This is a genomic window from bacterium 336/3 (assembly GCA_001281695.1).
In the GTDB taxonomy this organism is placed as follows: domain Bacteria; phylum Bacteroidota; class Bacteroidia; order Cytophagales; family Thermonemataceae; genus Raineya.
In genome coordinates this window covers 1,597,145-1,622,475 of the sequence record LJIE01000001.1, presented here as the reverse complement: position 1 = coordinate 1,622,475, position 25,331 = coordinate 1,597,145, and the positions used below count along the sequence as shown (strand labels likewise).

At 33.7% G+C, this 25,331-nt stretch carries 29 protein-coding genes, 1 tRNA gene and 1 pseudogene; 8 read left to right on the top strand and 23 right to left on the bottom strand.

Annotated elements, in window-relative coordinates:
* Positions 1 to 25: 25 nt before the first annotated feature.
* The 7 genes from AD998_07765 (at position 26) to AD998_07735 (ending at position 5,444) form a co-directional block, all read left to right on the top strand.
* Positions 26 to 412 (top strand): cytochrome C oxidase subunit II, encoded by a 387-nt coding sequence (locus AD998_07765; protein ID KOY88108.1) that lies wholly within the window; start codon positions 26 to 28, stop codon positions 410 to 412.
* Positions 413 to 466: 54 nt separating this feature from the next.
* Positions 467 to 1,537 (top strand): hypothetical protein, encoded by a 1,071-nt coding sequence (locus tag AD998_07760; protein ID KOY86055.1) that lies wholly within the window; start codon positions 467 to 469, stop codon positions 1,535 to 1,537.
* Positions 1,538 to 1,649: 112 nt separating this feature from the next.
* On the top strand, positions 1,650 to 2,942 hold the full coding sequence (locus tag AD998_07755; protein KOY86054.1) for a glutamate-1-semialdehyde aminotransferase: 1,293 nt from the start codon (positions 1,650 to 1,652) through the stop codon (positions 2,940 to 2,942).
* Between the two features lie 11 nt (positions 2,943 to 2,953).
* Entirely contained in the window at positions 2,954 to 3,328 is a 375-nt protein-coding gene (locus tag AD998_07750) for a glyoxalase (GenBank protein KOY86053.1), read from the top strand.
* A 55-nt stretch (positions 3,329 to 3,383) separates the two neighbouring features.
* The gene (locus tag AD998_07745) at positions 3,384 to 4,106 is read left to right on the top strand and encodes an octanoyltransferase (protein ID KOY86052.1); all 723 of its coding nucleotides are present in this window, start codon (positions 3,384 to 3,386) and stop codon (positions 4,104 to 4,106) included.
* Between the two features lie 55 nt (positions 4,107 to 4,161).
* A tRNA-Ala gene (locus AD998_07740) sits at positions 4,162 to 4,238 on the top strand.
* 33 nt (positions 4,239 to 4,271) lie between these two features.
* Complete coding sequence (locus tag AD998_07735; GenBank protein KOY86051.1) at positions 4,272 to 5,444, top strand: hypothetical protein; 1,173 nt, start codon at positions 4,272 to 4,274, stop codon at positions 5,442 to 5,444.
* 84 nt (positions 5,445 to 5,528) lie between these two features.
* Here AD998_07735 and AD998_07730 read toward each other — a convergent pair whose 3' ends face one another.
* The 9 genes and pseudogenes from AD998_07730 to AD998_07690 form a co-directional block, all read right to left on the bottom strand.
* Complete coding sequence (locus tag AD998_07730) at positions 5,529 to 9,221, bottom strand: hypothetical protein (protein KOY86050.1); 3,693 nt, start codon at positions 9,219 to 9,221, stop codon at positions 5,529 to 5,531.
* Between the two features lie 68 nt (positions 9,222 to 9,289).
* The gene (locus AD998_07725; GenBank protein KOY86049.1) at positions 9,290 to 9,508 is read right to left on the bottom strand and encodes a hypothetical protein; all 219 of its coding nucleotides are present in this window, start codon (positions 9,506 to 9,508) and stop codon (positions 9,290 to 9,292) included.
* Entirely contained in the window at positions 9,501 to 9,842 is a 342-nt protein-coding gene (locus tag AD998_07720; protein KOY86048.1) for a hypothetical protein, read from the bottom strand. Before AD998_07720 ends, AD998_07725 begins: the two co-directional genes overlap by 8 nt.
* Before the next feature lie 457 nt (positions 9,843 to 10,299).
* A complete protein-coding gene (locus AD998_07715) occupies positions 10,300 to 11,331 on the bottom strand; it encodes a hypothetical protein (GenBank protein KOY86047.1) in 1,032 nt (343 codons plus the stop codon).
* A gap of 9 nt (positions 11,332 to 11,340) precedes the next feature.
* Positions 11,341 to 11,661, bottom strand: a complete 321-nt coding sequence (locus AD998_07710; GenBank protein KOY86046.1) for a hypothetical protein — start codon at positions 11,659 to 11,661, stop codon at positions 11,341 to 11,343.
* Complete coding sequence (locus tag AD998_07705) at positions 11,658 to 12,638, bottom strand: hypothetical protein (GenBank protein ID KOY86045.1); 981 nt, start codon at positions 12,636 to 12,638, stop codon at positions 11,658 to 11,660. Before AD998_07705 ends, AD998_07710 begins: the two co-directional genes overlap by 4 nt.
* Complete coding sequence (locus AD998_07700; GenBank protein ID KOY86044.1) at positions 12,619 to 13,089, bottom strand: hypothetical protein; 471 nt, start codon at positions 13,087 to 13,089, stop codon at positions 12,619 to 12,621. Before AD998_07700 ends, AD998_07705 begins: the two co-directional genes overlap by 20 nt.
* Before the next feature lie 11 nt (positions 13,090 to 13,100).
* A complete protein-coding gene (locus AD998_07695) occupies positions 13,101 to 13,811 on the bottom strand; it encodes a hypothetical protein (protein ID KOY86043.1) in 711 nt (236 codons plus the stop codon).
* A 36-nt stretch (positions 13,812 to 13,847) separates the two neighbouring features.
* Positions 13,848 to 14,516, bottom strand: a pseudogene (locus tag AD998_07690) (hypothetical protein).
* 1,011 nt (positions 14,517 to 15,527) lie between these two features.
* On the opposite strand from AD998_07690, the gene AD998_07685 reads away from it, so the two are divergent.
* Positions 15,528 to 16,154, top strand: a complete 627-nt coding sequence (locus AD998_07685) for a hypothetical protein (protein KOY86042.1) — start codon at positions 15,528 to 15,530, stop codon at positions 16,152 to 16,154.
* A gap of 197 nt (positions 16,155 to 16,351) precedes the next feature.
* On the opposite strand, the gene AD998_07680 is transcribed toward AD998_07685, so the two are convergent.
* The 14 genes from AD998_07680 to AD998_07615 all read right to left on the bottom strand — a co-directional run bounded on the left by AD998_07680 (position 16,352) and on the right by AD998_07615 (position 25,124).
* Complete coding sequence (locus AD998_07680) at positions 16,352 to 16,693, bottom strand: hypothetical protein (GenBank protein ID KOY86041.1); 342 nt, start codon at positions 16,691 to 16,693, stop codon at positions 16,352 to 16,354.
* Between the two features lie 48 nt (positions 16,694 to 16,741).
* Complete coding sequence (locus tag AD998_07675; protein KOY86040.1) at positions 16,742 to 17,113, bottom strand: hypothetical protein; 372 nt, start codon at positions 17,111 to 17,113, stop codon at positions 16,742 to 16,744.
* A gap of 151 nt (positions 17,114 to 17,264) precedes the next feature.
* A complete protein-coding gene (locus tag AD998_07670; GenBank protein ID KOY86039.1) occupies positions 17,265 to 17,780 on the bottom strand; it encodes a hypothetical protein in 516 nt (171 codons plus the stop codon).
* A complete protein-coding gene (locus AD998_07665; protein ID KOY86038.1) occupies positions 17,777 to 19,129 on the bottom strand; it encodes a hypothetical protein in 1,353 nt (450 codons plus the stop codon). Before AD998_07665 ends, AD998_07670 begins: the two co-directional genes overlap by 4 nt.
* A complete protein-coding gene (locus tag AD998_07660; GenBank protein ID KOY86037.1) occupies positions 19,126 to 20,235 on the bottom strand; it encodes a hypothetical protein in 1,110 nt (369 codons plus the stop codon). The genes AD998_07665 and AD998_07660 overlap by 4 nt, the downstream gene beginning before the upstream one ends.
* Entirely contained in the window at positions 20,223 to 20,708 is a 486-nt protein-coding gene (locus tag AD998_07655; protein ID KOY86036.1) for a hypothetical protein, read from the bottom strand. Before AD998_07655 ends, AD998_07660 begins: the two co-directional genes overlap by 13 nt.
* A complete protein-coding gene (locus AD998_07650) occupies positions 20,692 to 21,471 on the bottom strand; it encodes a hypothetical protein (protein ID KOY86035.1) in 780 nt (259 codons plus the stop codon). The genes AD998_07655 and AD998_07650 overlap by 17 nt, the downstream gene beginning before the upstream one ends.
* Complete coding sequence (locus AD998_07645) at positions 21,468 to 21,707, bottom strand: hypothetical protein (GenBank protein ID KOY86034.1); 240 nt, start codon at positions 21,705 to 21,707, stop codon at positions 21,468 to 21,470. The genes AD998_07650 and AD998_07645 overlap by 4 nt, the downstream gene beginning before the upstream one ends.
* A 28-nt stretch (positions 21,708 to 21,735) precedes the next feature.
* A complete protein-coding gene (locus AD998_07640; protein KOY86033.1) occupies positions 21,736 to 22,023 on the bottom strand; it encodes a hypothetical protein in 288 nt (95 codons plus the stop codon).
* Positions 22,020 to 22,232: a hypothetical protein gene (locus tag AD998_07635; GenBank protein KOY86032.1), complete on the bottom strand. Its 213-nt coding sequence runs from the start codon at positions 22,230 to 22,232 to the stop codon at positions 22,020 to 22,022. The genes AD998_07640 and AD998_07635 overlap by 4 nt, the downstream gene beginning before the upstream one ends.
* Positions 22,229 to 22,498 carry a hypothetical protein gene (locus tag AD998_07630; GenBank protein ID KOY86031.1) on the bottom strand — a complete coding sequence of 90 codons (270 nt, stop codon included), beginning with the start codon at positions 22,496 to 22,498 and terminating at the stop codon, positions 22,229 to 22,231. The genes AD998_07635 and AD998_07630 overlap by 4 nt, the downstream gene beginning before the upstream one ends.
* Position 22,499: 1 nt before the next feature.
* Positions 22,500 to 23,468 carry a hypothetical protein gene (locus AD998_07625; GenBank protein KOY86030.1) on the bottom strand — a complete coding sequence of 323 codons (969 nt, stop codon included), beginning with the start codon at positions 23,466 to 23,468 and terminating at the stop codon, positions 22,500 to 22,502.
* Between the two features lie 62 nt (positions 23,469 to 23,530).
* Positions 23,531 to 24,838, bottom strand: a complete 1,308-nt coding sequence (locus AD998_07620) for a hypothetical protein (GenBank protein ID KOY86029.1) — start codon at positions 24,836 to 24,838, stop codon at positions 23,531 to 23,533.
* Positions 24,816 to 25,124, bottom strand: coding sequence for a hypothetical protein (locus AD998_07615; protein ID KOY86028.1), 309 nt, complete (start codon positions 25,122 to 25,124; stop codon positions 24,816 to 24,818). The genes AD998_07620 and AD998_07615 overlap by 23 nt, the downstream gene beginning before the upstream one ends.
* Positions 25,125 to 25,331: the final 207 nt, after the last annotated feature.

Sequence of the window (25,331 nt, the reverse complement as noted above, 5' to 3'; positions counted from 1 at the left end):
ATCAGCTAAAAAAGAATATCAAACCATGCAAAACTATCAAGATTTAATAAATTCCTCTGAAACAAGGGTTTTTAAGGTTGTGTTTCCGAATACTACCAATCATTATGATACTCTTTTTGGAGGTACAGCCTTACAACTCATGGATGAAGTGGCTTTTATTACCGCTACTCGTTTTAGTCGTAAAAAAATGGTAACAGTATCTTCCAGCAAAGTAGATTTCAAAAAAAGTATCCCTGCTGATACCATTATTGAAATTATAGGAAGGGTTATCAAAGTTGGCAATACAAGCCTTGAAGTAGAAGTACAAATTTTCAAAGAAGAAATGTATGAGAATTACAGAGAGCAAGCCATACAAGGTGTTTTTACTTTTGTTGCTCTTGATGATGAAAAAAAACCTATCAGTGTATTCTAATGAATAATTTATAAACCATTAATCTTTTATTAATTTATTTTTATTATGAAAAAAATGTTTCGATTATCTTATGTAGTCTTATTATTAACAAGTTTACTGACAGCTTGTACCATCAAAGACCCACAGCCTATTTCAAGTAAATATGGAAAAGGTGTTTTGGTTGTAAACGAAGGGAATTTTTCGGATGCAAATGGCTCTTTGAGTTTTATCAAGGAAAATAACGAGGTTGTCAATGATATTTTTCAAGCTGAGAATAGTGTAGCTCTTGGAGGAATTGTTCAATTTGTAAAAGGTTATAATTTGAGTAACTCTAACACTATTGCTGATAAATTAGCTATCATTACCAATAGTATAGACCAAGTAGTTTTTACTGAAGCCACGGATTTCAAAGTGGTGGGCGTTTTGGATGCCAATGGAAATGCAAAACAAGTTGAAAATCCACAAGCTTTTGCAACTTTGGGCAATAAAGGCTACGTTACCAATTGGGGAGATATTAATAAAGCGTTTGGAGCTACCCCTGAAGGATTTATTACAGAAATTGACTTACAAACAAGAGCTTTTCTTCGTAAAATACCCACTAATTCACGCCCACAAGGTATCATTACAGTCAATAACAAGTTATATGTTGCCAATAGCAACACCAATACCATTTCAGTTTATAATAGTAATGGAAACCTTACTCAAACGATTATTGTAGCAAATAAGCCTGATAAGTTCTTAATAGATGTGAATAATAAAATTTGGGTAATTTGTTTGGCAAGTTCCAACAATACAAAGGGTTCATTGGTGCAAATCAACCCATTTACAGATAAAACGGAGTTAAGTATTTTGGATGTTCCTACAAGTACTTTCAATGCAAAAATTGCAATTTACAATAATAGCATATACAGCGTTTCAGGTAGCAAAATTTTCAGTATTGATATAACTACACAAACAATTCTTGAGTTTATCAGCAACGATTTTTCGATTTATGGTTTTAGTATCAATCCACAAAATGGAGAGTTATATTTGGGTGAAGGCTCTTTCTCTAACGCAAGCCGTATCAGACGTATCAGTTTAGAAGGAAAACTTATCAAAGAATATTTGGGAGGTATTGGTACAAATGGCTTTTTATTTTATCGCTAAACTATTTTTATACACTATTCAAAAATCGTGGTTTTTACTGTAAAGACCACGATTTTTATTTATATTTGCCTATCCAAAATATTTTTTGAATCAACGCTTTGAATATATCTTTATGAATTTTAGCAATAGCCAACAACTTTTCGAAAGAGCAAAAAAAACTATCCCTGGTGGTGTCAATTCGCCTGTAAGAGCCTTTAAATCAGTAGGAGGTTCTCCTGTTTTTATCAAAAATGCAAAAGGAGCTTATTTGTATGATGAAGATGGAAATGAATATATTGAACTAATTAATTCTTGGGGTCCAATGATTTTGGGACATGCTAATCCAAAAATTCAGGCTGCTTTATCCAAAGCCATTGAAAACTCATTTTCGTATGGAGCTCCAACTCAGAGAGAAATCGAAATGGCTGAACTTATCTGCCACATGGTACCTTCAGTAGAGAAAGTAAGGATGGTAAACTCTGGTACAGAGGCATGTATGAGTGCTATTCGTGCAGCAAGAGGTTTCACAGGCAGAAATAAAATCATTAAATTTGAAGGATGTTATCATGGACATGGAGATAGTTTTTTGATTGCTGCTGGTAGTGGTGCCTACACAATGGGTTCGCCTGATAGTTTGGGTGTAACACAAGGAGTAGCCAATGATACCCTTACAGCACCTTATAACGATTTGGAGGCTGTTAAAAAGCTTGTGGATGCCAATACAAACGAAATTGCTTGTATCATTTTAGAGCCTGTAGTAGGTAATATGGGTTGTGTATTGCCTCAAGATGGCTTTTTACAAGGTTTGAGAGATATTTGTACAAAAGAGAACATTATTCTCATTTTTGATGAAGTAATGACAGGTTTTAGGCTTGCAAGAGGTGGAGCTCAAGAGTTATTTGGCATCAAACCAGATTTAAGCACATTCGGAAAAATTATTGGAGGTGGATTGCCTGTAGGTGCTTACGGTGGCAGAAAAGAAATTATGGATTGTATTTCTCCTGTTGGAAAAGTTTATCAGGCAGGTACATTATCTGGCAACCCAATGGCTATGGCTGCTGGGCTTACCATGCTTACAGAGCTCAACGAAAATCCTGCAATTTACAAGACTTTAGATCAGATTACAACCCAAATCACACAAGGCATCCAGTTGGCTTTAGATAAACTAAAACTACCCTATACCATCAATAAAATTGGTTCAATGTATAGTTTATTTTTCACGGATATTCATGTTACAGATTTTCAGACAGCTAAAACCTGTAATGTGGAGTTATTTGGCAAGTACTTCCATAAAATGCTTTCCAAAGGAGTTTATTTAGCTCCTTCGCAGTTTGAAAGTTTATTTGTTTCGCTTGCTATTTCTGATGATAATTTGGCTCATATTGCAAAAGCCAATGAAGAAGCTCTTACCGAAATTCACGCTTAAAACAACTTTATATGAAAAGAGTAACAGGTCTTGGAGGTATTTTCTTTAAAACGAAAAATCCTCAACAAACAAAAGATTGGTATCAAAAACATTTAGGTTTGCCAACAGATGATTATGGAGCTACTTTTGAATGGAGAGATGCTGAAAATCCAGAAGAAAAAGGCTCTACTGTATGGAGTCCATTTAAAGAAGATACTCAATACTTTGCCCCTTCTCAGAAAGATTTTATGATAAATTACAGAGTTGAGAATCTTGTAGAATTGGTTGAGGTGTTAAAATCTGAAGGAGTAATCATTCTGGACGAAATTGAAACCTATGATTATGGAAAATTTGTTCATATTTTAGATTTAGATGGAAACAAGATAGAACTTTGGCAACCTTTATAATGCTAAACTTGTTTTAAAAAAAATAATACAAGGATAAAGAGTCAAACAAATATTTATGAATAAATCCGTTAGAGTAGAAAACTTAGGCAGAATAGATTATCAAAAAGCTTGGGATTACCAAACTGAGCTTTTTGATAAAACAGTGCAACTCAAAATCCAAAATAGAAACAACCCTGAAACTGAAGAACCTACACCCAATTATTTCTTATTTTGTGAGCATCCTCATGTTTATACCCTAGGAAAAAGTGGCTCCATAGATAACTTGTTATTGGATGAACAAGGTTTACAGGAAAGACATATTGGATTTTATAAAATCAACAGAGGTGGTGATATTACATACCATGGTGATGGGCAAATTGTAGGTTATCCAATTTTAGATTTGGACAATTTTTTGCCTGATATTCATAAATACATGCGTTCTTTGGAAGACGTAATTATTTTGACTCTTGCAGATTATGGCATAGAAGCGGGCAGGATAAATGGTTTTACAGGTGTTTGGTTGGATTATAATGGAGGAAAAAATCCTCGTAAAATTTGTGCAATGGGTGTCAAAACCAGTCGTTGGGTTACTATGCATGGTTTTGCGTTTAATATCAATACAGATTTACAGTTTTTTGATTATATTGTTCCTTGTGGTATTTCCGATAAAGCTGTAACCTCTTTACACAAAGAACTAGGCAGAAATATTCCATTAGCAGAAGTACAAGAAAAGATTTTAAAGCACTTTGCTGATATATTCGAAGCAGAAGTACAAATTTCTGAAACTCAAAAGGTATAAATTAAAAGGCTTTCTTTGTATTTTATCTTTTTTACAATACATTTGCATACGAAATGGGGAATTAGCTCAGCTGGCTAGAGTACTACAATGGCATTGTAGGGGTCATCGGTTCGACTCCGATATTCTCCACAAAACCTTTTAATTTAACGATTAAAAGGTTTTTCTATGAAATGGGACAAATCAGGGACAGCAAATCACCTTATCAAACTTCCTGAAAATATGGCATTCTCCAATGAAGGAAATGAAAATAATCAATTAAACCTTCCTTATGAACTGGCTAAAGTTTACGAAAGCAAAGGCGAAAAATACATTGCCTTTTATGTTTTTGATGAAAATTTAGGGCATACAGTTAGACGTAAAAGAGCTTATGAAAATGCTCAAGAAGCTAAAAAGAAAATAAAAAACATTAATGAGCATCTTATAGCTGGATTTAGGATAAAAAAGAAAGAAGTACAAAAAGCTGATAAAGCCTTAGATGTATTTAGAGAAGTAATGGAAATACGAAGTAAACAATTATCAAAAGCTACATCTAAAAAAGACAACACAGGTTTAAAACAGTTTACTGAATTTCTTGAAAAAAACGACCTACAAGAAATAAAAATAAAAGATGTTGCAAGACATCATATTGTAAAATTTCTTGATTTTAAAAAACAAAGTGGTGTAGAAAATACAACCAGAAACAATGACCTAAACTGGATAAAATCTGTTTTTAGTTATATTGTTGAGCGTGGATACATGGAAATAAACCCAGCAAAAGGGATTTCAAAACTCAGACAACAGCAAAGTAAAAGCGTGGTTTTTAGTGATGAGGACTATGAAAAAATAAAGGAAATTTTAAAAAATGAGTATCCCCTACTCTATAAATTCTCAATGATTATCTATCAATGCTTCATACGCCCCAAAGAACTAAGGCTTATGAAAGTAGAACACATCAATTTAAAAAGAAATACGATACTCGTTATTTCAGATAACTCAAAAAATAGTAAAAACAGATACCCCATTATTCCAAGTAAACTAAAACCACTTCTTGAGGAACTTATTAAAGGAAAAAAACCTACAGATTATGTATTTGAAAAATCAGAAGGCAAGCCTTATTCTTCTAACTTTTTTACACATTGGTTTAAAGAAAGTGTGATAAGAAAATATGGTTTTGACGAAAACTATTATTTATACTGTTGGAAGCATACTGGTGTTACTCATTATGTTCTAAGAAACTATAACATAAGATTTATTCAAACACAATGTGGTCATTCAAGCTTAGAGCAAACAGCACGCTACTTAAAAGGTTTAGGAGTTGAACAACAAGACATCAATTTAGATAATAGCCCAGACATATAAGAAACGAGTTTACAAATGTAAACTCGTTGTATTTTTTACCTGTTTACATTTGTAAACAGCACTGATTTTTAGCTTTATACAAGATCATGAAATTGTATTATTATTTCTGATAGTATTTATTTCCTCTTGAGCCTCTTCAATATCATCATATAAAATATAAGCTTTTAATCTCATTTTCATAGTCTGAAAATCGCCTCTGAGCAACCTGATTTCATTGACTACCTCCGTAAAATCAACCATTGCACCAGCACCAGGTGTGAGAGGTATATCATTACCCTGAGCATCAATTATACCACCTTCAGCAAACCTCTTATAGACTGGAGCTCCAGCTCTATGAAGGGAACTATCTAGTAAGGCATCAACAATGCTTTTATTATTGGCATAGGTAGCTTTTGAAAGTATCATGATAGGCTCACCACCTTCCATCTCCCCAAGGTGCATGCCTGTACTGTTATCTATTAAACTAATACCTCCCTGAGCATGAGAGCTTCCTTGAGGCACCATTGCACCTTTTGCATACTCATAGTGTGTTCCACTCCAAGACATAGGTAATAAACCCATCTGCCTTGCAGTTTTCAAAAACCCTCCTTTGGCATATTGAGTAGATGCTACTTTTGCAATAGCTATTCCTGACCTAATAAGAGCAAAGGCTGATTGGGTTTTACTTATAGGTATACCTGCAAGTCCTAAATAAGCATTTCCTGCATATATACCCTGTATTTCTCTTTGCGTATCAATGATAATTTCAGCAATCCTTAATGCTTTAATAGCTAAAGCATATTTTTTTCTGGTTTTTTCATCAAAAGAAAGAATATCTATTAATAAACTTACACCTTCTTTGCGTAATTCATGCTTAGATTTTTGTACATCTTTTTCTAGTTTCTTTTCCTTTTCAGCTTTATCAACTTCTATTTGTATAAGTTGATTTTTGACCTTTTCAGCCTCTGCTGTTTTGCCCTTTCCATTCGCAATGAGTAAGTCTAACCTATCTTTTAGATGTTTTTGAGTTAATTTTGTTAATCTTTCCTCATGCTCATTTTCAAACTGCATGATTTTAAGATAGTTTTCCTCTTTGATAGCTTGTTGAAATTCCTCATCGAATAAATTTTTCTCAAGCCACATTCGTTGTTCTTCTTCTGTTTTGATGGCATAATCTTCTTCTAAAGCCTCCATGTCTTTACCAAACTTCTCTTTCTTCTTCTTAGCTTCATCTTCATCTTGTTTTTTCTTGTCTTCATCATCCTTTTTACGTTGTTTTTCATTTAATTCAGCATGTTTTTTTAGCCAAGCCTCATTAAGTAATGTTTCCTGTTCATCTCTTTGCTGGGCATTTCCAACGATTTTTTCTTTTTCCTTCTCAAACCAAGCATCCAATTTTGCAAGTTCTTTCCAATATCCCTCATCCATAGCCTCCAAACGCATATTTTCTATATTCTCTTGAGCCTTTTTAACGTCTTCAGCCTGTTTTTTCATAGCTTTTTCACGTTCCTTACTGGTTTTATCATCCTCTGTAGATGAATAATTCCCTTTGTACTCTGGCTCTTGGATACTACCTTTTAACCTTTCTTGCATCATTTTCTCCAATGCTTCTTTTTCTCTTTGTTGTTTCTCTCTTGCCTCTTTAAACCCCTCCCCTGCATCACCAATACTGATTTTATCAGCCAGATTTTTAAAACCTGCATTTGTGTTGTATAGTATTTCATTTTGGGCAAGTTTATCCATCTCCATAGACACACCAGCAATTTCCTCAGCATACCTCTTGATAACAGCTTGGTCTGTCATGATTTTAATTTTCCTCTCTAATGCCTGATTAGCTAAATTAGCTTTTTGAGAAATAGTTTCTAAAGAATCACTTTCTTGAATTAATGAAGGTAAATACTCTTTATATTGAGAATTGATTTGATTAATAAGGGTTTTACGAGTTGCATCACCTTCATTCAATGTTTTGAGGTAGGCTATTTTTGCCTCAAAATCTGCCTTCTGCTCTCTCACTGATTTAGCTGCATTTTTCTCAGCTTCATTTATATCATTCTGTAATTTTTGAGATTTAGAAAGTTCCTCATTTTTCTTTGCAGTAGCATCTGTAGCCTCCTCTGTTGCTTCTTTGGAATCACTTGTAAGCCCTAACCATGTTGCTAAAGCTGTTGCCCCAACCGTCAATAAACTTATTATAATACCCAATGGGCTTGCCTTTAAAGCAAGATTAAAAGCTATCATAGCAATTCTTGCTGATATGGTAGCACCTGTGAAGAAACCTTTTACGACTGTAACACCAGCTACAGCAAGAGCATAAGCCTTCTTTGCAAATGTTACTACTGCTGTAGTTGCTGATGTAGCAATCATCGCTATTCTTGCCATGTTTACAATGGATAAATATGTCAAGTAAGCAGAACCAAGTGTAAGGATTGTAGATTTATTACTAGATAGAAAACTACCAACAGTTTTTAAGGTATCTATAAAGCCTAAAAAACCTTTTACCAAATACCCTCCAACGGTTGCAGCAGTAGCCTCAAATTCGTTTTTAAGAGTCTTTAATTTTGCCTTTGTAGTATCTGAGTTAATTGCCTGTTGCTCATAGGCTGTATTTGTACCTGTAACAGCTTTGGTATAGTTCTCAAATTTTTCTACGTTATTTAAGATAATTTCACCAGCTATTTTATTTTCAGCTCCAAAAACCTTTGCAATAGCTACAGCATCTTTGCCAATCTTAGAAAACTCCCTCAAACGCTCATTAAACGGAACTTGTTTATCCATCACAAGTTTGGTATTTACTCCGAACTTCTCAAGCTGTTCAATAGCCTCTTTGGGCAATGCCTGAGCTGTACTCATTTTATTCAAGACATTTCTAAGGGCTGTACCTGCTTCGCTTCCTTTGATTGAAAATTCTCCCATTGTCTCAATTAATGCTACTGACTCCTCAAAGCTTACATTAAATGAGGAGGCAGCAACACCAAAAGCCTTGAGAGATTCTGTAACCTGTGGTACTTCCACAGCTCCAGCCTTTGAACCTGCTGCAAGACTATTGATAATACGAGCTGATTCAGAAGCAGGCAACTGAAACATATTCAAAGCTGCTGCCATTGCTGAGGCTGATTCAGGTAGTTTAATTCCTGATGCTTCAGCGAGTACAATAGCCTCTTTGGTTACAGATGCCAAAGCCTCTTTGTTTTCAAGTAGGGAAGGTACAGCAGAACCCATGAGCTTAAAAGCTTCTACAACCTCTATAGATGAGCTTTGTGTAGTCGAACCCATAATTTCAGCCTGTTCAGCAAAAAACTGTAAATCATCACCCGTTTTACCTGTAATACTTGAAAGCTCTGCCAAACTTGCCTCAAACTCAATAAAGTTTTCAACAGCTTTCTTCCCAAAATCTACAAGAGCATTGGCAGCAGCTTCAATACTGAGGTTCAAACCTGCAAAGGCAGCCGCTCTACCTAAAAAACTCCTGAAGGAGTTATCAACCTGCCCAACTGCCCCAGTGATTTCCCTAAGATTTTGTTTAGCTCCCTCCAGCTCCTCCATCTTCTTTTTAAACTCCTCCGTACCAGGTACGAGGTTCTGAAGCTCTCTATAAAGTTGTTTGGTGTTTGCCTGTAGCTGTTTTAGTGTTTCTCCAGCTTTCTCACCATTGATAACTACATCTACTGATGCTGTGTCTCTACGTACTGCCATAAAAGTAAAATTTCCCTCAAATTCGCATTGGAGAGAAATTTTAAATAGGACAAAAACGGCATGAAAAAAGCCTCCAAATTTGGAGGCTTTTAGATTATTGAGCATTCTTCTTGACAATCATACTAAGAGCAAAACCTACTTTCTTCAGTTGCTCTTTTTTTGATGGTTTTCTTTTACTCCTCATGGTCTTCCTTATTTACAGCCATACCATCAAACAAGTCTATCAAGTCCGTAAGCGTATCTTCATGTATCGTATCTACATGATAATTTCTCTTACGCAGGTTCTCTCTGATTGCCTTGAGGCTTTCAGCCACATCTGAAGGGCTTTTACTTGTCATCAAGTAACCTTCTAACTTATCAAAGTTCCAGATACCTTTCATAGCCCTATACATTTGGAGACATTTCTTCCCAAACCTCTTGTAAACCTGCTCCCAAAGCACATAGACTTTGGAGAAATGTGATTTGCTTCTCGTCTAAGAACTCATAAATTTTAGGATCAAGAAAAGCACTTACAATCTCAAGTATTTGACTGCTTATTGCATGCCTGCCTCCATTGATACCAATAAAATCACTAAAGACAGGGAGGTCAGCCAAACAAACTTCATGGGCTTTCATCCCAAACATGACATCATAGAATTGTCCTGCGTGATACAATTCTCTCATACGCTCAACCATTTCGGGAGCTTTTGGCATTGTTTTTGCCAATTTTTCTTCGTTACTTTGCATAGTTCTGCAAGTTAAGATGTGGAACAATACGAAGGTGTCTAGTTTTCGAGGCTGGGACACCTTCTTTTTTTATTATATACTTATTACTTAATAAGTCATTAGGTAAAAAAAATAGCTTTATAAGCTATCAAAATAATTTTTAAGTAATTTTTGATAAGCAGGGCTAATTTTATGCTTTTCATTCTCCCATTCAGAAATTTTAGTATTGGCTACACCAATTGCTTTTGCTATTTCTTCTTGAGTTTTTAGTTTAGCAGTTCTTAATATTTTTAGCTCTTTACCTGTCATAATTCAAAGTTATTAAGTAATAACTTATTATCCAAGAAAAAAGAGGAAAATATTTTTCCTCTTACTTATACTTTTGCTTATTAAAATGGCTTCTACCATTAAACATGATATTTAAAAACTCTAAAAGAAACTTACCAAGTCCTTTTAAGATAATGAGTCCTATTTTTTTTCATTTAGTAGCAGATTTTATTCGTATATCCAGCCATTCAGGTTTTTCTACTATCATATCCTTAAAACCTTTGTCTGTCGCAATTTGTATAGAGATTATTTTTAGCTTTTTTAGTTTATCAAAGTCTGTAATTAAAGTAGATAAATAACCATTACAATTGCTTTCTGCTTTATTGGTAGCTATCAAACTTTGACCTCCTTCAAAGTTAATTCTCATCTTAGAATTTTTTTGAGTACAAACCTTTTGAGCATCAAAAGACATTTCAAATAAAATACCACCATCTTTTTTATAAGGATTTACAGCAATCTTTTGAGGGTCTTTAGGAGCATTTGGTATTTCTACTACATCAGGTTTTTCAACTTTAATCATTGTTTCAAGAGGAATATCCTCATCTTCTTTGGGCTGAGGAATTGACTTTTCCTCTTTTTTTACTTCTGCTTGATTTTTAGGCTTTTCAAATCCTTTTGTACTTTCTGGTTCGTAGAAATCATCTCTTGTGTACATGGCTGTTTTAAATCTATCAATAAGGTCATTAATAGATTTTGCTACACCATTTCTTTGCCTGATAGTTTGCTCATGGTAAGTTCCATCTTTCTTTTTAGCAAAAACAGCATCTTCCATTGGAAAATCTCCCGAAATACTGCTGTATTGATTAGGAACAGCAGCACCCCTGATGTTTGTAAGTTCATATTTATATGCACCATCTTTAAAGTTCAATACAAGAAAGAATCCCATTGGATAGTCAAGCATGCCATTCATAGGAACTTTCATAGAATAGTTGGTAACTCCAGCAATAACCATCCGTTCTTTGGTATTTATCTGAATTACTTCTTTGGGGTTTTTAAAATTCTTTATAACGAAATTATTAGCCCTTCTTTGGAGTATTTCTTGAGTCACTACTGGAGGCATCTCTATTATTTCTGAATAGTAAAGATTACCATTTGCATCAGTTTTAAAAAGTGGGTCATTCTGTTGCCCATAAGCAACACTAAAAAATAGAATGAGTGTTGTAATTAGTGATAAACGTTTCATAAAGATAAGCTATATTTTTTCTTCATGTTCTTCCAATGCATTCTCTATGCCTATTTGAATAATAGTTTTTATATCATCTGTTGCATTCTTTATAGAAATTTTTGTATAAAATTTCTCTGCTCCAAGTTCTATATACAACCTACCAAAAATTTGTTTCGCACAGAAGGTTGCCATTGACTTAATACCATCCATATCAATAATAACCTCATTATCAGTACTAATAGACTCATTATCAGTACTAATAGACTCATTTATCAAATTGTAAATATCTCTTCCTATGGTTTCAGTACTAATAATTACACCAAAGGTTTTAAGTTCTAAGTGCTTCATTGCCATTTAATTTTAATAGATTTATTATTAGAAAGTTGAGTAATATCTGATAATTTTATTGGGATTCCTATAGGAATATAAACATAAATAATAGTGCCTTTCCAAAAACCGCATTTTCCTTTATCTACTGATCCTTTAAAGTGTCTTTGATAATAAAATCCTTCAGAATATAAATGAAGTTTACCATTTAATCTTTTTACAATTTCATCTAATATCCATAAACCGTGCCCCATATGATTTGAACCTTTTTTTGATGTGATGCCTTTTTTTAAAGAGGATGTAAATATTTTTAAGAGATCCGCTTCAATTGTGCTATTTCGCAATGTTGAGACAATACCAGCACCATTATCTACACAAGCTATTTCCACGTAACTCTTATTGCCATAAGCCATAATGATAGAATTACTTTCATCGATAGCATGTTGCCAAAAATTAGAAAATATCTCACTAAAACAACAAAGGATAATTGATAAAAAATCTTTATCAAAAGAATAATAATTTTCTATTTTGGGAATAATCTCCTTATTAAGTTTATCAGAAGTATATTTATCATTATCTAACAATGGTTGGGGAGCTATAATGAATTCATTAGTAATTGATGGTTTTAATTTAGAAAAAATTTCTGTAGCTTGTTGTTTTGCGGAAAGTGTTGCTGGAATTAAATCATCAAAGGCATATTTTTTTAAAGAGTTTAATAATGAAGGACTAAGCCACATATTAGGTCTGAAAAAACATTTGTTTTTAACAGCAAAGTCAATAATTTTATAAGTTATAAGTACTCCAAACATTGAACATTGGTTAACAGCAGAGAAATCAAACAAAAAATTCTGTTCTCTCTTCTCTTTTAAATTAAAAATAATAGAGCAATCATCAATAAAATCTTTAATACTGTTGATTGTAAAATTCTTATCAACAACAATGATTCTATCAAAACCTTGATATTTTTGATTGGTAATATTACCTGTTAAATGTGTCATAGTATTTATCTCTAAAATCACGTTCTTTATTTACATCCTTATTCCTTGCATAATCTGCAGCTACATTTATAAAATAATCCAAGCAATCATTAGTGATTTTGAATAGAGCTTTTGATAAATAAAGTCTGTTAGCTAGAGCATACTTTCGAATTTTTTTAACAGCATCATCAATTGCTTTAGGGTCATCAATAGATGAAAGTGCATCAAGGTTTCTATAAATGTCTTCGCCCACATTTATTCTTTTTTCATCTAAAATTAATTGCCTTTTATTAGACTTATCTTTTATAGATAGTTGGTACATCCCAAAAAGTCTAAAGCCTTCTAAAAAGATGTTCAAACCTATAACAATCATCAATGCAATATACAAGCTTTGATGATTTTTTGAAAGAGTTTCAATTAACTCTTTAAGAACAGAGATATCTGTTATATTTTGGAGAATTATTTGATTCATACTCTAAAGAATTATTTTATTTGTTGATAAAGGTTTGAAATTTTGATTTGTACTTCATCTACATTGCTTATACCAACATTAATAAAGCCTTTGTCTGTGCCAGTCTGTATAGTTTGTATTTTGTAAGAAGCCATTTTTTCTAAAAGTGTTTTGTCTTCTATAGTACAAGATAACTTTCCATTACAGTTTGTTTCTGCTGTATTTGAAACTGTAAAATTATCTCCCTGCTCTAACCATATTTTGAATTTCTGATTCTTCTGTACACACTTTTTATCCCCATCAAAAACAATCTCAATAACAATGCTTTTCTTATTTAATGAGACATTTACATTTGATTTAGCATCGATTCTATGAACAATAGCTGGAGTAATATTCTTTTTTTCAGTAGGCTTCGTATCTAATTTAGTTGTAGTTTGAGGCTTGTCTATTGTTATCCCACTACTTTTAGTTGTATTGGCAGGTGTGTATGTTGAATCTATCTTATCAGGCTTCTCATCTGTAGCTTTCTGATTAGAATAAGAACTGCCTGTGCTATAACTCTTACTACTGTGGCTTTTTGAAGTTGAGGAACTGGAACTTGAGCCAGAATAAGATCTTGTGTGTGGTCTCACATAAGTACCATTCTTTCTATAATAACCTTTTACACTCACACTTTTTTTCTGTGCAAGGCTGACCATGGGTGTTATTAATAATACTAAAATAATTAAAATGAAATTTTTCATAAATAATACAGTTTATAGGGTGAAACAATCTTTGTTTTATTCCTTATCCTTATCAGTCTTCTTCTCTGTTTTCTCCTCTTTTGATTCAGAGCTTTTTTTGGAGTCCCCCTTGATTTTATTCCATAGTTCAATAATATGCTCAGGAGACTTCATTAAAAAGTCCTTGAGTTCTTTTGAGCTTATAAATTCATGTAAAGGACTATTATGAGATTGTGATTCTGTAAATCTAAGAGGGGCTTCATCAAACCTTTTGAGCGTTGATTCAAAAAGTTGCTGCTTTAATTCGGAATAATATTCAGAATCTATTCTCTCTGCTTCTTTTCGATATCCTTCATAAGCTTTAGCTACAGAGGCTTTGAATGCATAATCTTCTGACAACTTAAAAGTTTGATTAATTTGTCTAGTAGCTACCCAAGCCAGCCAGATAGGAGCACCAAAACTCAGGATAGACAAGAAAGCCTGTAGCCAAATATATCCAATATCTTTACTATTTTCTATAGCAGTATTTAGGTTGTTGAATCGAATATAACCAAGTATCCCACCAACAATCAATCCTACACCTAAGATAACAACCCACCACCACATAGATTCATTTAATTTTCTTGCACGTAAGTCAAAAGCTCCTGCAAGACCTGTTGTAGTTGCTATTTTGTAAGCTTCATGGCTTTTGTTTATAAGATTATCTAATTCTTTATTCTTTTTTTCAAAATTATTATAAGCAGGTAGGAATGATTGATAGGCATCTGTGATTTCTTTTGTTACTTCTGGCAAATCTTTAAGGAATTTATCAGTTTCATCTTTTTGTTTTTTTATATAATCTATATCTTTTTTCAGGTTTTCGATAGAACCTGTATATTGTGTTAATGTTTCTGACTTATGTTGTATTTCTTCAAATATAATATTGAGAGATTCTAAGTAATCTGAAGGAGCAAGTTTCTCAATATCTTCTATATTTTTTTCTAATTTTTGTTTTCTCTCAATAAGCCCTTCTATCTCTATATTTGGGTTATTGAATAATGGAGCTATTGTATTTTCAATCCAATCTATCAAAGCAAAATAAGCAGGGAAAGCATGATGTGTGTATTTTGAATCTTGCAAATACTTCAAATTATTTTCAAGATAATTTTCTACTCTGACATAAATCAATGTTAGTTTTTGATTCATATCATCGTCAAAAACTATATCAGAATTGACACTACGTAACTTATTAGCAATATTCTTTGCCATTAGCCCCATATCTTGATATGTAAGAGGAGGATTTTTAAATCGACCATCGTCATCTAAGCTGTTAAGAAAACCATAATTATTAATTGAGCTTATTCTTTTACCTAACGTCTCAAGTGAATCAACAACATTTTGTAATGTTACAAACATAGATTTATTCAGTTTTTCCTCCCCAATCTAAAAAATAAAAAACTCCCACGCATCAGGGAATCCCTGATTTTTGGGGTGTGTAAGAAAAAGATAAAGATAGTTTTGAAAAAGTTGATTAGTGAAAAAATGAAGGCTTTTTACAAGCAAAAAACACCTAAAAATTGTGTAATATTTTAGGTGTTTTTTAATATTTTGAGAAAAATAATAGTAAAGCTATTATTTTAAATTTAAAAGTAGAATTGTAAAAACAGCAAAAAAAGTTGAGTGTAATAATAAATTACATTTTGTCTTTGGAAGAATTTTAAATTATATTTATTTTGATAACATTAATCTTTGAATATTATGGATATAATGCAAGTATTATCGTATGGAGTAATAGGACTAGGTTTTTTCTTAGCCTTTTTTTCATATAAATTATTGTTAGAGGAGCAAAAAAGAAATGAGCCAAGAAGGTCTATTATAAGATCTATTTATCTTTTTATGGTATTTTCTATTGTTTTACTGGTGTTAGGAGTAACAAATGAACTATGGAAAAATAAATTCTTTACACCCTCCACAACATCCTCACAAGAATCTAAATACTATTTAGGAACTTGGAATGGAAAAGGATTAGATATTATCAATGGTGATAAAAAAGACACAAATCAAGAAAAGTATAGTTATATAATAACTCTAGAAATAAAAGAAAGAAATGATAGTATTATTGTTAATGGAACATATAATGCAAAACCTGAAAATAAATATACTTCTGATATTCCTACAAGAGTTATAACAGGATATGCCATAAAGAAAGATGATTTTTTAAGAATTATTTATACAACAAAAGCTGATCCACAACCAACAGGTAGAGGTATGGGAGTTTTTTGTTTGGTATTTTCAACAACAGGTAAGAGTGCTGAAGGATATTATATTTCTCGTAGCTTAAAAGATGGAAAATTTGTTGTAGGTTCTTTAGAGTTCAACCATTAACAGACTCTAGACCTTCAACAATCGCCAAGTTCGCATACTCCGCATGCCCCTGAGCAATCTGCTGAAACAGGTAGTTAATCTGTCTGTAAAAGTTCTTAGAAAACTACCTTTTACACTTGTGTTTCCTAAAAATAACAAAAGTTGGATATAAAAAATCATATCCAACTTTGGCACAAAATATTCGATAAAATCATTTTTTAATCATGGAATACAAATGTTAAATATTGTTTACCTATTCCAGCAAGGGTTTTTCTGTCAAGTTGTGATAAAAAATCTGCATTTCTAACTGTGACATGTACTTCTTTTTCAACAGCCATTGTTACAAGTGCTTTTAAGTCTGTGGTTCCTATTCTTGCACCATTGAGATTAACATTAGCTTTTAAATCAATTAATGTTTTAATTTCAGAAGCTGATGGTGTAGCCATAATATTAAGGTTTGTTTTATTGAATAAAATAGGTTTAAAAATTATTTTATAAAGTCCTTTTATTAATCTGGCTGCAAAAATAAAAAAAAGTTGGAAATTCAAAATAATATCCAACTTTAAGGTTATTTATGACTTCAATCTTTAGGGAATAATAGCAGAAAACTAATCTGTTATGTCAATACCTAGATAACCAGTTGAGTTTGTAGTTATGCTTTTTATATTAGAATACGAATAAAAGTTAGAATAACGAGTACCATCATTAGCAGTAATTAAAATTTTCACACCAGAATCTGTCAGGACTACTTCAAAAGCTTTTTTTCCTTCTCTTTCAAACTTATCAAAAGATCGTCTCCATGATCTGTCATTAAGTGTCTCTAATGTGCCATCTATAAAGACTTCTTTTATATCTTTTAAGGTTATACCTACATCTACAAGGGTTTGCATAACATCAGCTTTTTTAACTTGAGCATTGGCAGAAAGAGAACAAACTCCTAAGAATAAAACAATCAATAAAAGGTTTAATTTTGACTTCATCATAATAATGATTTTTATGAAAGATTTGCCACAAGGCTTGGCAATTGCCCCGTTTTTTGTGTGGTCTCTGGTCTCCACAAACTATATTCAAAAATATCAAAATCTTATCAAATATAAAAAATTAAAGTCTATGAATACCTGATACAATTATTTATTTAAGATTTTCGGTAATGGCAAGGTTCGCATACTCCGCATGTCCCTGGGCAATCTGCTGGAGCAGGTAGTTAATCTGTCCGTAAAAGTTCTTAGAAAACCATCTCTTACGTTTGTGTTTCCTATTGCTCTTCATTTTCGTTCTTGCAATCGCCCACGCAAACTGAGTCTTAGCCCTCTCAGCACTCCACTTAGAATTCTTAGGTGTAAAACCTATGTTTTCTCTAATAATCCAATCTTTTAACTCTGTCGCAAGTAGCCACAAACCTTTCTGCACAGGGTTCAAACCCTTCATGTCAATCATCTTCCCATAAGCAGGTAATTGGAAAGTAATACCTATCTGGCTTTCTGTAGCATTCGCAAGAAAGTAAGTGAAGTTCTGAAGCAGTTCCCCTTCAGCTCTCACGCCTACCTTCTTAGCTTTCTGAGAAAGCAAATCAATCGTTTGTTTTGCCCAGTCCTGAGCAACCTGCTTGAGCCATTCTCGAATATTTTCAGGTATAATGGGTTTCATCGTATCTTCTGTAGTTTAACTTTTGCAAGCTTGGAAAATGGATTGTCAGTATTGCTTACCTGTAGCTGTATTTTCTCCTGAAAGTAGGCAATGCCATCAGCAAAAATGGGCTGAGTAATCCAAAAATCATTGTTCAAATCAATAATATCATAGAGTATTTCAGCATCACAAGCTCTTTTGTTGCTGTTGAAATAGTCCCAAGTATTCCAGAAACGCTCATACAAACCTATTCCATAATACGCACCAGGTATGCTTCTGTTAGACGAAAAATCAAAACAGAATCCATCAAAAGGATCTTTATTCAAATACGTTAATTCATTTGGCAAAGACTCATTGATATAACGGTGTGTTCTTACACTCAAATAGCTGTATTTCTTATAATCCTCTACAAAAGTAGAAGGCGTAAGCAAGCCCAAAGCTGGAACAGTATCATAATTTGTACCATCATAGTCATAACGGATAGAAACAGGTAACATGTTAGATTCTAAAATATCACTACCCTCTAAGATACCATAATTTTGAAAATTAAAGTATCCATCCGGATACACAATAGCTGGGGAAACATTGTCTACCTGAGCCTTTACTACATTCTGGGCAAACTTGAAATAATAATGGATAGGCTTTTCATTGTCAATCGTGGTTATTCTTTTGATTTTCCTACTAAAATCCTTCTTGGGCTTTGTCAAGGCATCTTTTCTAAACTCAATACTTACTGAGTCATTCTTGAAAATATAAGCCACATTAAAGAAAAACATGAGGTTTTCAAGGAAATTAAAAATAGTCCCCTCCAAACCCTCATCAAAAAACCACACGATAAAATCTCTTGAAATGGTTTCCCCATCCTGAGGACTTGAGACGCTGTAGGAGTCAAAATCTATAATCCAATCCATGAAAGTACCCTCGACTCTACTAATACCTAATTCCTCAAATAGAAATAAAATTAAAGTTCTTAAAGAGTGTATTTTAAAACCAAACTGCAAAGAAGGCGAAAGGAATTGATTGAGCTTGACATTCTTAATATCAAACTTGAGTGTAGAAAGCACGGAGTTAAAGTTTACCTTAAATCCACTCTTATCAGAACTGATCAGATTCAAAGAACCTCTTACAACCATAGAATTGCCTACAATCAGATAGAAATAAGACTCAGCTACATAGTTTTCTTTACTTTGAATAGTATTAAAGAACTTAAAAAACCTGATATTTTTATCTGTAGCTGGCAGAGTAAAGGGAAAAGTATAATTGCCCACAAATGCAAAAGACAAAAGTGGATTTTCTATGTTGAATGTAATAGAAGTGTTGGGGGCTATGTCTATGTTTTGCCCTGTGCTTTCATGCAAAAGACCTATCATATCATGTTGGGGTGGTAAAATTCATTACTATCAGCAGCAAGTGAATAAGAGAAAGAAGCTGCTTTCAAATTCTTCTCGTCATTGGCATACTTGATTTTCTTAGAAGTCAAGACAACAGGATAAAGCTTATTTGAAATAACCAGGTATTTATTTTTTGACAACATAAATTCCCTCAAATAAGCCACATAGGAAGCAGGATAATAACCTGTATTGACTTCATGCTCATTGGATATTGAACTATCATAGACAAACATATCCGTTTTTAAGATGTTGTTTGCAAGATAATTTCCTGAATAATCCGAAGCCATCTCTTGCATTACATTTGCCTCGCTTTCTTGCTCTCCAAAACAGCGAAGCGTATCCCAACCACCTAAAGAGTTTTCAAAAATGAAAAACCTTTCTTGCCTTCTGAAGGAATGATCTACCTCAAAAATTTGCAAGCGTGTGGTTCTGGTACCATCTGTAAAAAATACATGATACTCCAAAACCTCTTTTTGCTCATCATAGGGTACATCTGTGAGCTTACAACGAATACAGGTAATGACATCACCGGATTTTGCAAAGGCATCTGTAAAAATATCACTTGTCCCATCAGTATAATACACCGTTGTATTTCTTGTAATAGTGCCTCCCCAAGTAGCTGTATAAAATGCTAAAAATTCAGGGTTTTCAGGGCTTACAGAAGACTTTCGGAGTGGCTGATGCGTAAGTAGTTTCTGATTGCCATTAAAGCCCATATACGCAAAGAAATTACTATCCTGAGCAAACACCTCTTTTGGCAGACCTCCCCTAAGAGCTGTAAAGGAATGAGTGTAATTGTTTGTAAAAGCTGGACCGACAATCGAAATATCTACAGTAAAGGTAATTGCACTCTCAGCTTGAGCATTGAATTCTAAGGCTACATTAGGAGCTGTAGAGCTTACAAAAGCCTTCACATACTTTGAAATATCAAATTCATAGCCACCATACCAGTTGGCTGTTACCTGAGCTAATACATTCACGCCTATTTTTAGGGATAAGGTTGCTTCACCTGTCGCATCATCAAGTTTATACACAATAGGATTACCTGTGTGAACGTATGTATTTGGTTGTGCTATAAGTCCCATTTATCTTGCTTGTAACAAATTAAATCATTAATTCTAATCGTAAACTGAACACGATACCCGTGTTCATTATCTACTCCAATCATGATACCTGACTCTAAGTCTGCATCTGAAGTATTGAATTCTAAGAAGGGTTCATCTTCTTCATTCAAATCGTGGCTATCTTTTCTCATCTTAGAAACCACCTGTAAACCTATTTCAGAACATAGTTTTAAGGCTGCATTCTCAGCTTCATAATCTCCCTTCTCAGCACTTGTGGAAATAGTAAAGGCAGAAGTACAACGGGTAAAAACGCCATCGCCTTCAGGTTGAAAATCTGGTATCTCAAGCCAGAGACAAGGATACACAATATCACTTTTTGTAAAGGCTTGTTTTTTCTCAAGTGTCCCAAAACAAAAGGAATTAATATCTTTATGCTTTGTTGCTATTTCTTCAAAATAAGCAACAAAGCTATTCCAATCAACTATTTGTTCCATACTTTGCCTCCAGTTCTTTGTTCTCAATATACTTCTTCTTAAAATACATAAAAGCTGTGTGTATGTAGGTGGTGGCTGATTTTTCTAAATCACCAAACAAACCAGCCTCACCCAAATCAATAATCGTATCAGCCCATCCGTTCCCTGATGATGAGCTACTGCCAGAGCTTTGAAACAGTTCAGAATAATCCTCTACAAGCTTTCTCTTACAACCCACAAAAAACAAGAAAACCACCTGCTTAAATATTGGAGATAGTTTTTTGATATGCTTGTCTGCTATCTCTTCCACTAGATTTGCATTAAACTTCTGCCTGTAGTCTCCATCCCAATCCAAAGGTTTAGCCTCTTTGGGTTTGAGCTTGGGTTTTCTATAAAAACAAGCAACCATCAAATCCAAAAATTTGATATCCTGAGTATCTATAAAAGCATGAAAATAACTGTCAGCTGTCGCATACTCTAAAACCGTTACATTTAAAAGCTCATCTGAAGGACCGTAAAGACCATGAAAAGCAGGAAACAAGTTCTTTGTAAGTTTGATTTCAGGCAAGAAATCTAACAGCTGTAAAATCTCATACCTAATCACAGCACTTAATTGTGAAAATATATTTGCTGGTATAATTGTCATGATGAGTCTGATTTGAGCCTCATCAATTTTCGTTGCTCCAAAGAAATCCCCAGCAATCAAATACACTTGTGAGGCTGTCAGCTCATCCCATGAAGCAGGTACACGATACTCTTTCTTTCCTATTTTTACTGAATTCATTTGATTAGTAGGATTAAAAATAAAGAGAATGAAACCCCTACAGCTACATTCTTTCTTTTTCGGATAAGTTTTACTTGCTTACTCAAAGCCTCATGACTTTCTTTCAGCTTATAGTTTGCTTGCTGTAGCCTTTGAGTCTCTTGAAAAAGTATTTCAATAGTCTGTTTTCTGATGGATAACAAAGAGTCCTTTAAGGCAATATCTTTCACCAGTACACGACCATACACCTTAGCCATTTTCAGGCTATCACAACAGTTCTGGGCTTTACTTGAAAAACTGCTTAGCAGCATCCACAGAATCAGAATTCCTATCAATTTCATTAGTTAGTAGGGTGTCTTTGGTTGTTAAATCCTTTACCTTTTCCTGAGTCTTTATAACACTTTTCAGGCTATCAGCTTCATGTTTATACTTCTCAGCCTCTTTCTTGGCTCTTTTGTACTCAGCTTTCTCATAAAAATAGAATGCTACAGATACAATCACCACCACCACTAATAGCCAAAAACGCTTCATAGCTAACAGCGTAGCTCCAAAAAATAAAAACAGGTATCTCATGGCTTGGGTATTTGGTCTTCCTTCTTTCCATAAAGAAAAAGTATTACAGGAACTGCAAATGCAGTAAAATAGGGATAAATACCCTCAACGGTAGCTTTGCCAACATGCACAAAATACAGCATGATAGCACATATCAAAAGGCTTAGTAAAATGCCTACAGATGTAGAGGCAAAATGCCCAAAGAAGTTTTTTAATTTGAATCTGCTCATTTCTTTAAATTCATGATATAGTTAATAAATGTGAATAGACTACCTATTGCAAGGCTTACACCTGAAGCTGTCCAAATAACTTTATCCCTAAATTTCTTGAGAGCATCTATATCAGATTCAGCAACACTAAGCCTTTTCATCACACCATTTTCATTATACTCATCGCCTAACATAGCTTTCTTGATTGAATGTATTTCAACTTGTATATTGTACAATATTGAACTGATGGATACTTTTTTTACAGGTTTAGGACTTTCGTTTTCCATTTTAGATTGAAATAATAGTGTTTGAATTATCGGCTGTGCCGTATGAAGTTGTACGATTTTCAGGTTCTTGGTATCTGATAGAAGCTTTATAAGTAGGAAAGTCATCTGAGTTCTCATCTAAATAGCTTTTCAGCTCTACCAAGAAACCTTGAGCATCCTGAAACGTTTTTTCCTTCAGGTCTTTTAAAATTTTATAATCATTTGATTTGACAGCTATTCCATCTGAATAAGTAGTAATGAGTAAACTACCACCTACAATTTTGAATTGAAGAGCTGGTATAGCTTCGTAAAAAGCAAAATGAGCTAAGGCATCTTTTGCCTTTTGAATAGCCTTCTTTTCTTTGGCTGTAGGAGTTGTTGCATCCTTGAACTCCTGCAATAGTTCTTCTGAGATACTGGGAGTAAGATGTTTTCTTTCAGCAATACCAAAAAAGGCATACATCTTCCAAAAGGCATAATGACTATTTGGAAAATAAATGTGGTCAGAAAGTTCATTGGCAGACTTGATTAAGAGGTTTGAGCGTTTTTGAACAAAGGCAGTGTTTTCCCAATCAGTATAATCAGTAGCATTGTCGTCTAAGAATTGGATAAGGCTATTGATACAATCATCTGCTGATTGAGTAAAAGATTCTTTCAAGCCTGATACTACCCACTGATTGGCAGGAGTGGAATTTTCAGGGTTTTGTTGCTGTACACCTGTATCAGAAATGGTAGCATACAACTCAGGCAAGCCACGTAAAACAGTAGCATAAGCCAAAGCTCTCTGAACGTATTCAAGGAGGGTTTTTAGTTCTGAAGAAAGACTTGTAAAATCTACAACATCTAAAGCATTATAGAGAGCCTGCCCAATGATGGGCTTGATGGAAAAGTTTTCAGCTAATGAAACGTAAGTTTTAAGAGTATCCCAAGAAGTGCTTTTTTGGATACTGCCTACATATTTCTTTACATCTTGAGTTGAACAGAGAAGCATTTTTGTACAGCTTTTTATGTAAAAATGCTTCTCACAAGTCGCTGTAATTAGGACAAAAACGGCTAAATTATTTTTGCACCCTCTTTGTTTGTATCCAATGTTTCAAGTTCAAAGTCCGTAAAACCAATTTTCACATCCTTATCAAAACCATTGATTCTCATAATTTTGTAGATAGGTTCAAGAATTTTTTCTCTTGCAGAAAACAAGCGTGTTTTTGTATAGATGTTAAAACCATTTCGCTTATCACTTCCTGAACTGAGCTTACCTTGTGTCTGTATGTTGGCAATGCTTGGATCAATACCAATGGCAGAAGTGAAAGCCTGATTGCTTTGCTCAAAATCTGGCAGGTAAGCATCATCATTCAATTTGTATTCTACTGGGTCAATGATGAGACCAGGTACAACCTTATCCATTTCTTTGACAAACTTTGAAAGAATCATCTTCCCAGCATTCTTTTCACCAGCCAAGAATTTTTCTAAGTTCCTCTTAAACTCTACTTCCTTTTCTTTTCTCTGCTCATCTGAGAACTGACCAGGAGGGAACAATTTTAGAAAATAATCATGAGGCACTTGGATATGAAAACGAATATTTGAACCATTCTCCATGTTTGCAATCTTGAACACAGGTATTTTGTTGGTCAGAATTAACCAGTTCCTTGCACCAATCCATTCAGGTACTCCGTAATGCTTTGAACCAGGAAAATAACTTTTTGCATGGTAAATGAATTTTGAAGGCTGTACTTCTTTTGCCTTATCATACAAAGGCACTTCCTCTACATCATTCTCTTTCACATTTGCCCAATCAGAATAAAGATAGGCTTTATTCTTTTTAGATTTGATAGTAGAAACCCTACAGTCTGAAAAATCCTTATGCTCAAATAAATACTTGCTTCCATCCTTACTCTTAACAAACTCAGTAAAGGTGTTTCCTGAAAAACTATAATCCATTGCACAACGAATAAGATATTCTCTCAAATTATTCTCTTCAAAATAATCTTGGATTTTTGAATCCTCTACAAGCTCCTCAATGACTTTCACCTTGTTTCCCTCTTGAATGGTTTTCTGTTTATACAAAAAATTAGAAGGCGAAGTAATCATGTCTTTCTTAAAACCAATCAAGCCCAGTGCAATGGTATTGTTACCTACAAGACCAATCAGCTCATCAGGCAGGTTGTTATCTGCTCCCCATGATGCCCACTTGTCATCTGAATTGCTATCCTCATTTACTTTAAAATCATCTGCAATATCCTTAGAACCTTTCGAGGAACTGTCAGAAGGGGTATTATTACCTCTTACCTCAAATTGTCCAAAACTGATAAGGTTGTATAGCTCTTCAGCATGAAGGTTTTTAGTGTTTGACTCTGTAGCCATTGTATTTGACAATTAATTGAATGTGAATAGAAATATGTCTTTCTTGGAAATGGTCGTAAATCAGAAGTAAACCCTTTTCTTTAATGCTGTAAAGGTCTTGAAGCTTGTTAGCATGTGTGCCTTTCGGAGCTTGCACCTTTGTTTTCTTCCAATTCTTAGAACATTTTGGAAGCTCTCTATACTCACCGTTGGAAGTATAGAAAGCAAGTGAAAAGAAAACAGGGCTTCCATCCACATCAACTGTCTGGTCTATCTCTGAAAGCATTACGTTCTTCCCAATTTCCATGATTTTTTATTTCAAAGCTCTATTTTTTTGTCAAAATGGCTTAGGACAAAACCAAGCATGTTTTTTTGCATAAAAAATTTATACAACTTGAAAAAAATGAGCTTTTTAAATCATAAAAAGGCTTTTAAATTGCTTTTTTCAGTTTTGAGAGTGCGTCGCCCATTCGATTTTTGGAAATTATAAAGCCTGAAAATTTTGGATATATGA

Coding starts and splice junctions, on each gene's coding strand:
- AD998_07765 (KOY88108.1), top strand. CDS start 26: ATGCAAAACTATCAAGATTTAATAAATTCCTCTGAAACAAGGGTTTTT.
- AD998_07760 (KOY86055.1), top strand. CDS start 467: ATGTTTCGATTATCTTATGTAGTCTTATTATTAACAAGTTTACTGACA.
- AD998_07755 (KOY86054.1), top strand. CDS start 1,650: ATGAATTTTAGCAATAGCCAACAACTTTTCGAAAGAGCAAAAAAAACT.
- AD998_07750 (KOY86053.1), top strand. CDS start 2,954: ATGAAAAGAGTAACAGGTCTTGGAGGTATTTTCTTTAAAACGAAAAAT.
- AD998_07745 (KOY86052.1), top strand. CDS start 3,384: ATGAATAAATCCGTTAGAGTAGAAAACTTAGGCAGAATAGATTATCAA.
- AD998_07735 (KOY86051.1), top strand. CDS start 4,272: ATGAAATGGGACAAATCAGGGACAGCAAATCACCTTATCAAACTTCCT.
- AD998_07730 (KOY86050.1), bottom strand. CDS start 9,221: ATGCTCAATAATCTAAAAGCCTCCAAATTTGGAGGCTTTTTTCATGCC.
- AD998_07725 (KOY86049.1), bottom strand. CDS start 9,508: ATGTATAGGGCTATGAAAGGTATCTGGAACTTTGATAAGTTAGAAGGT.
- AD998_07720 (KOY86048.1), bottom strand. CDS start 9,842: ATGCAAAGTAACGAAGAAAAATTGGCAAAAACAATGCCAAAAGCTCCC.
- AD998_07715 (KOY86047.1), bottom strand. CDS start 11,331: ATGAAACGTTTATCACTAATTACAACACTCATTCTATTTTTTAGTGTT.
- AD998_07710 (KOY86046.1), bottom strand. CDS start 11,661: ATGAAGCACTTAGAACTTAAAACCTTTGGTGTAATTATTAGTACTGAA.
- AD998_07705 (KOY86045.1), bottom strand. CDS start 12,638: ATGACACATTTAACAGGTAATATTACCAATCAAAAATATCAAGGTTTT.
- AD998_07700 (KOY86044.1), bottom strand. CDS start 13,089: ATGAATCAAATAATTCTCCAAAATATAACAGATATCTCTGTTCTTAAA.
- AD998_07695 (KOY86043.1), bottom strand. CDS start 13,811: ATGAAAAATTTCATTTTAATTATTTTAGTATTATTAATAACACCCATG.
- AD998_07685 (KOY86042.1), top strand. CDS start 15,528: ATGGATATAATGCAAGTATTATCGTATGGAGTAATAGGACTAGGTTTT.
- AD998_07675 (KOY86040.1), bottom strand. CDS start 17,113: ATGAAGTCAAAATTAAACCTTTTATTGATTGTTTTATTCTTAGGAGTT.
- AD998_07670 (KOY86039.1), bottom strand. CDS start 17,780: ATGAAACCCATTATACCTGAAAATATTCGAGAATGGCTCAAGCAGGTT.
- AD998_07665 (KOY86038.1), bottom strand. CDS start 19,129: ATGATAGGTCTTTTGCATGAAAGCACAGGGCAAAACATAGACATAGCC.
- AD998_07660 (KOY86037.1), bottom strand. CDS start 20,235: ATGGGACTTATAGCACAACCAAATACATACGTTCACACAGGTAATCCT.
- AD998_07655 (KOY86036.1), bottom strand. CDS start 20,708: ATGGAACAAATAGTTGATTGGAATAGCTTTGTTGCTTATTTTGAAGAA.
- AD998_07650 (KOY86035.1), bottom strand. CDS start 21,471: ATGAATTCAGTAAAAATAGGAAAGAAAGAGTATCGTGTACCTGCTTCA.
- AD998_07645 (KOY86034.1), bottom strand. CDS start 21,707: ATGGCTAAGGTGTATGGTCGTGTACTGGTGAAAGATATTGCCTTAAAG.
- AD998_07640 (KOY86033.1), bottom strand. CDS start 22,023: ATGAGATACCTGTTTTTATTTTTTGGAGCTACGCTGTTAGCTATGAAG.
- AD998_07635 (KOY86032.1), bottom strand. CDS start 22,232: ATGAGCAGATTCAAATTAAAAAACTTCTTTGGGCATTTTGCCTCTACA.
- AD998_07630 (KOY86031.1), bottom strand. CDS start 22,498: ATGGAAAACGAAAGTCCTAAACCTGTAAAAAAAGTATCCATCAGTTCA.
- AD998_07625 (KOY86030.1), bottom strand. CDS start 23,468: ATGCTTCTCTGTTCAACTCAAGATGTAAAGAAATATGTAGGCAGTATC.
- AD998_07620 (KOY86029.1), bottom strand. CDS start 24,838: ATGGCTACAGAGTCAAACACTAAAAACCTTCATGCTGAAGAGCTATAC.
- AD998_07615 (KOY86028.1), bottom strand. CDS start 25,124: ATGGAAATTGGGAAGAACGTAATGCTTTCAGAGATAGACCAGACAGTT.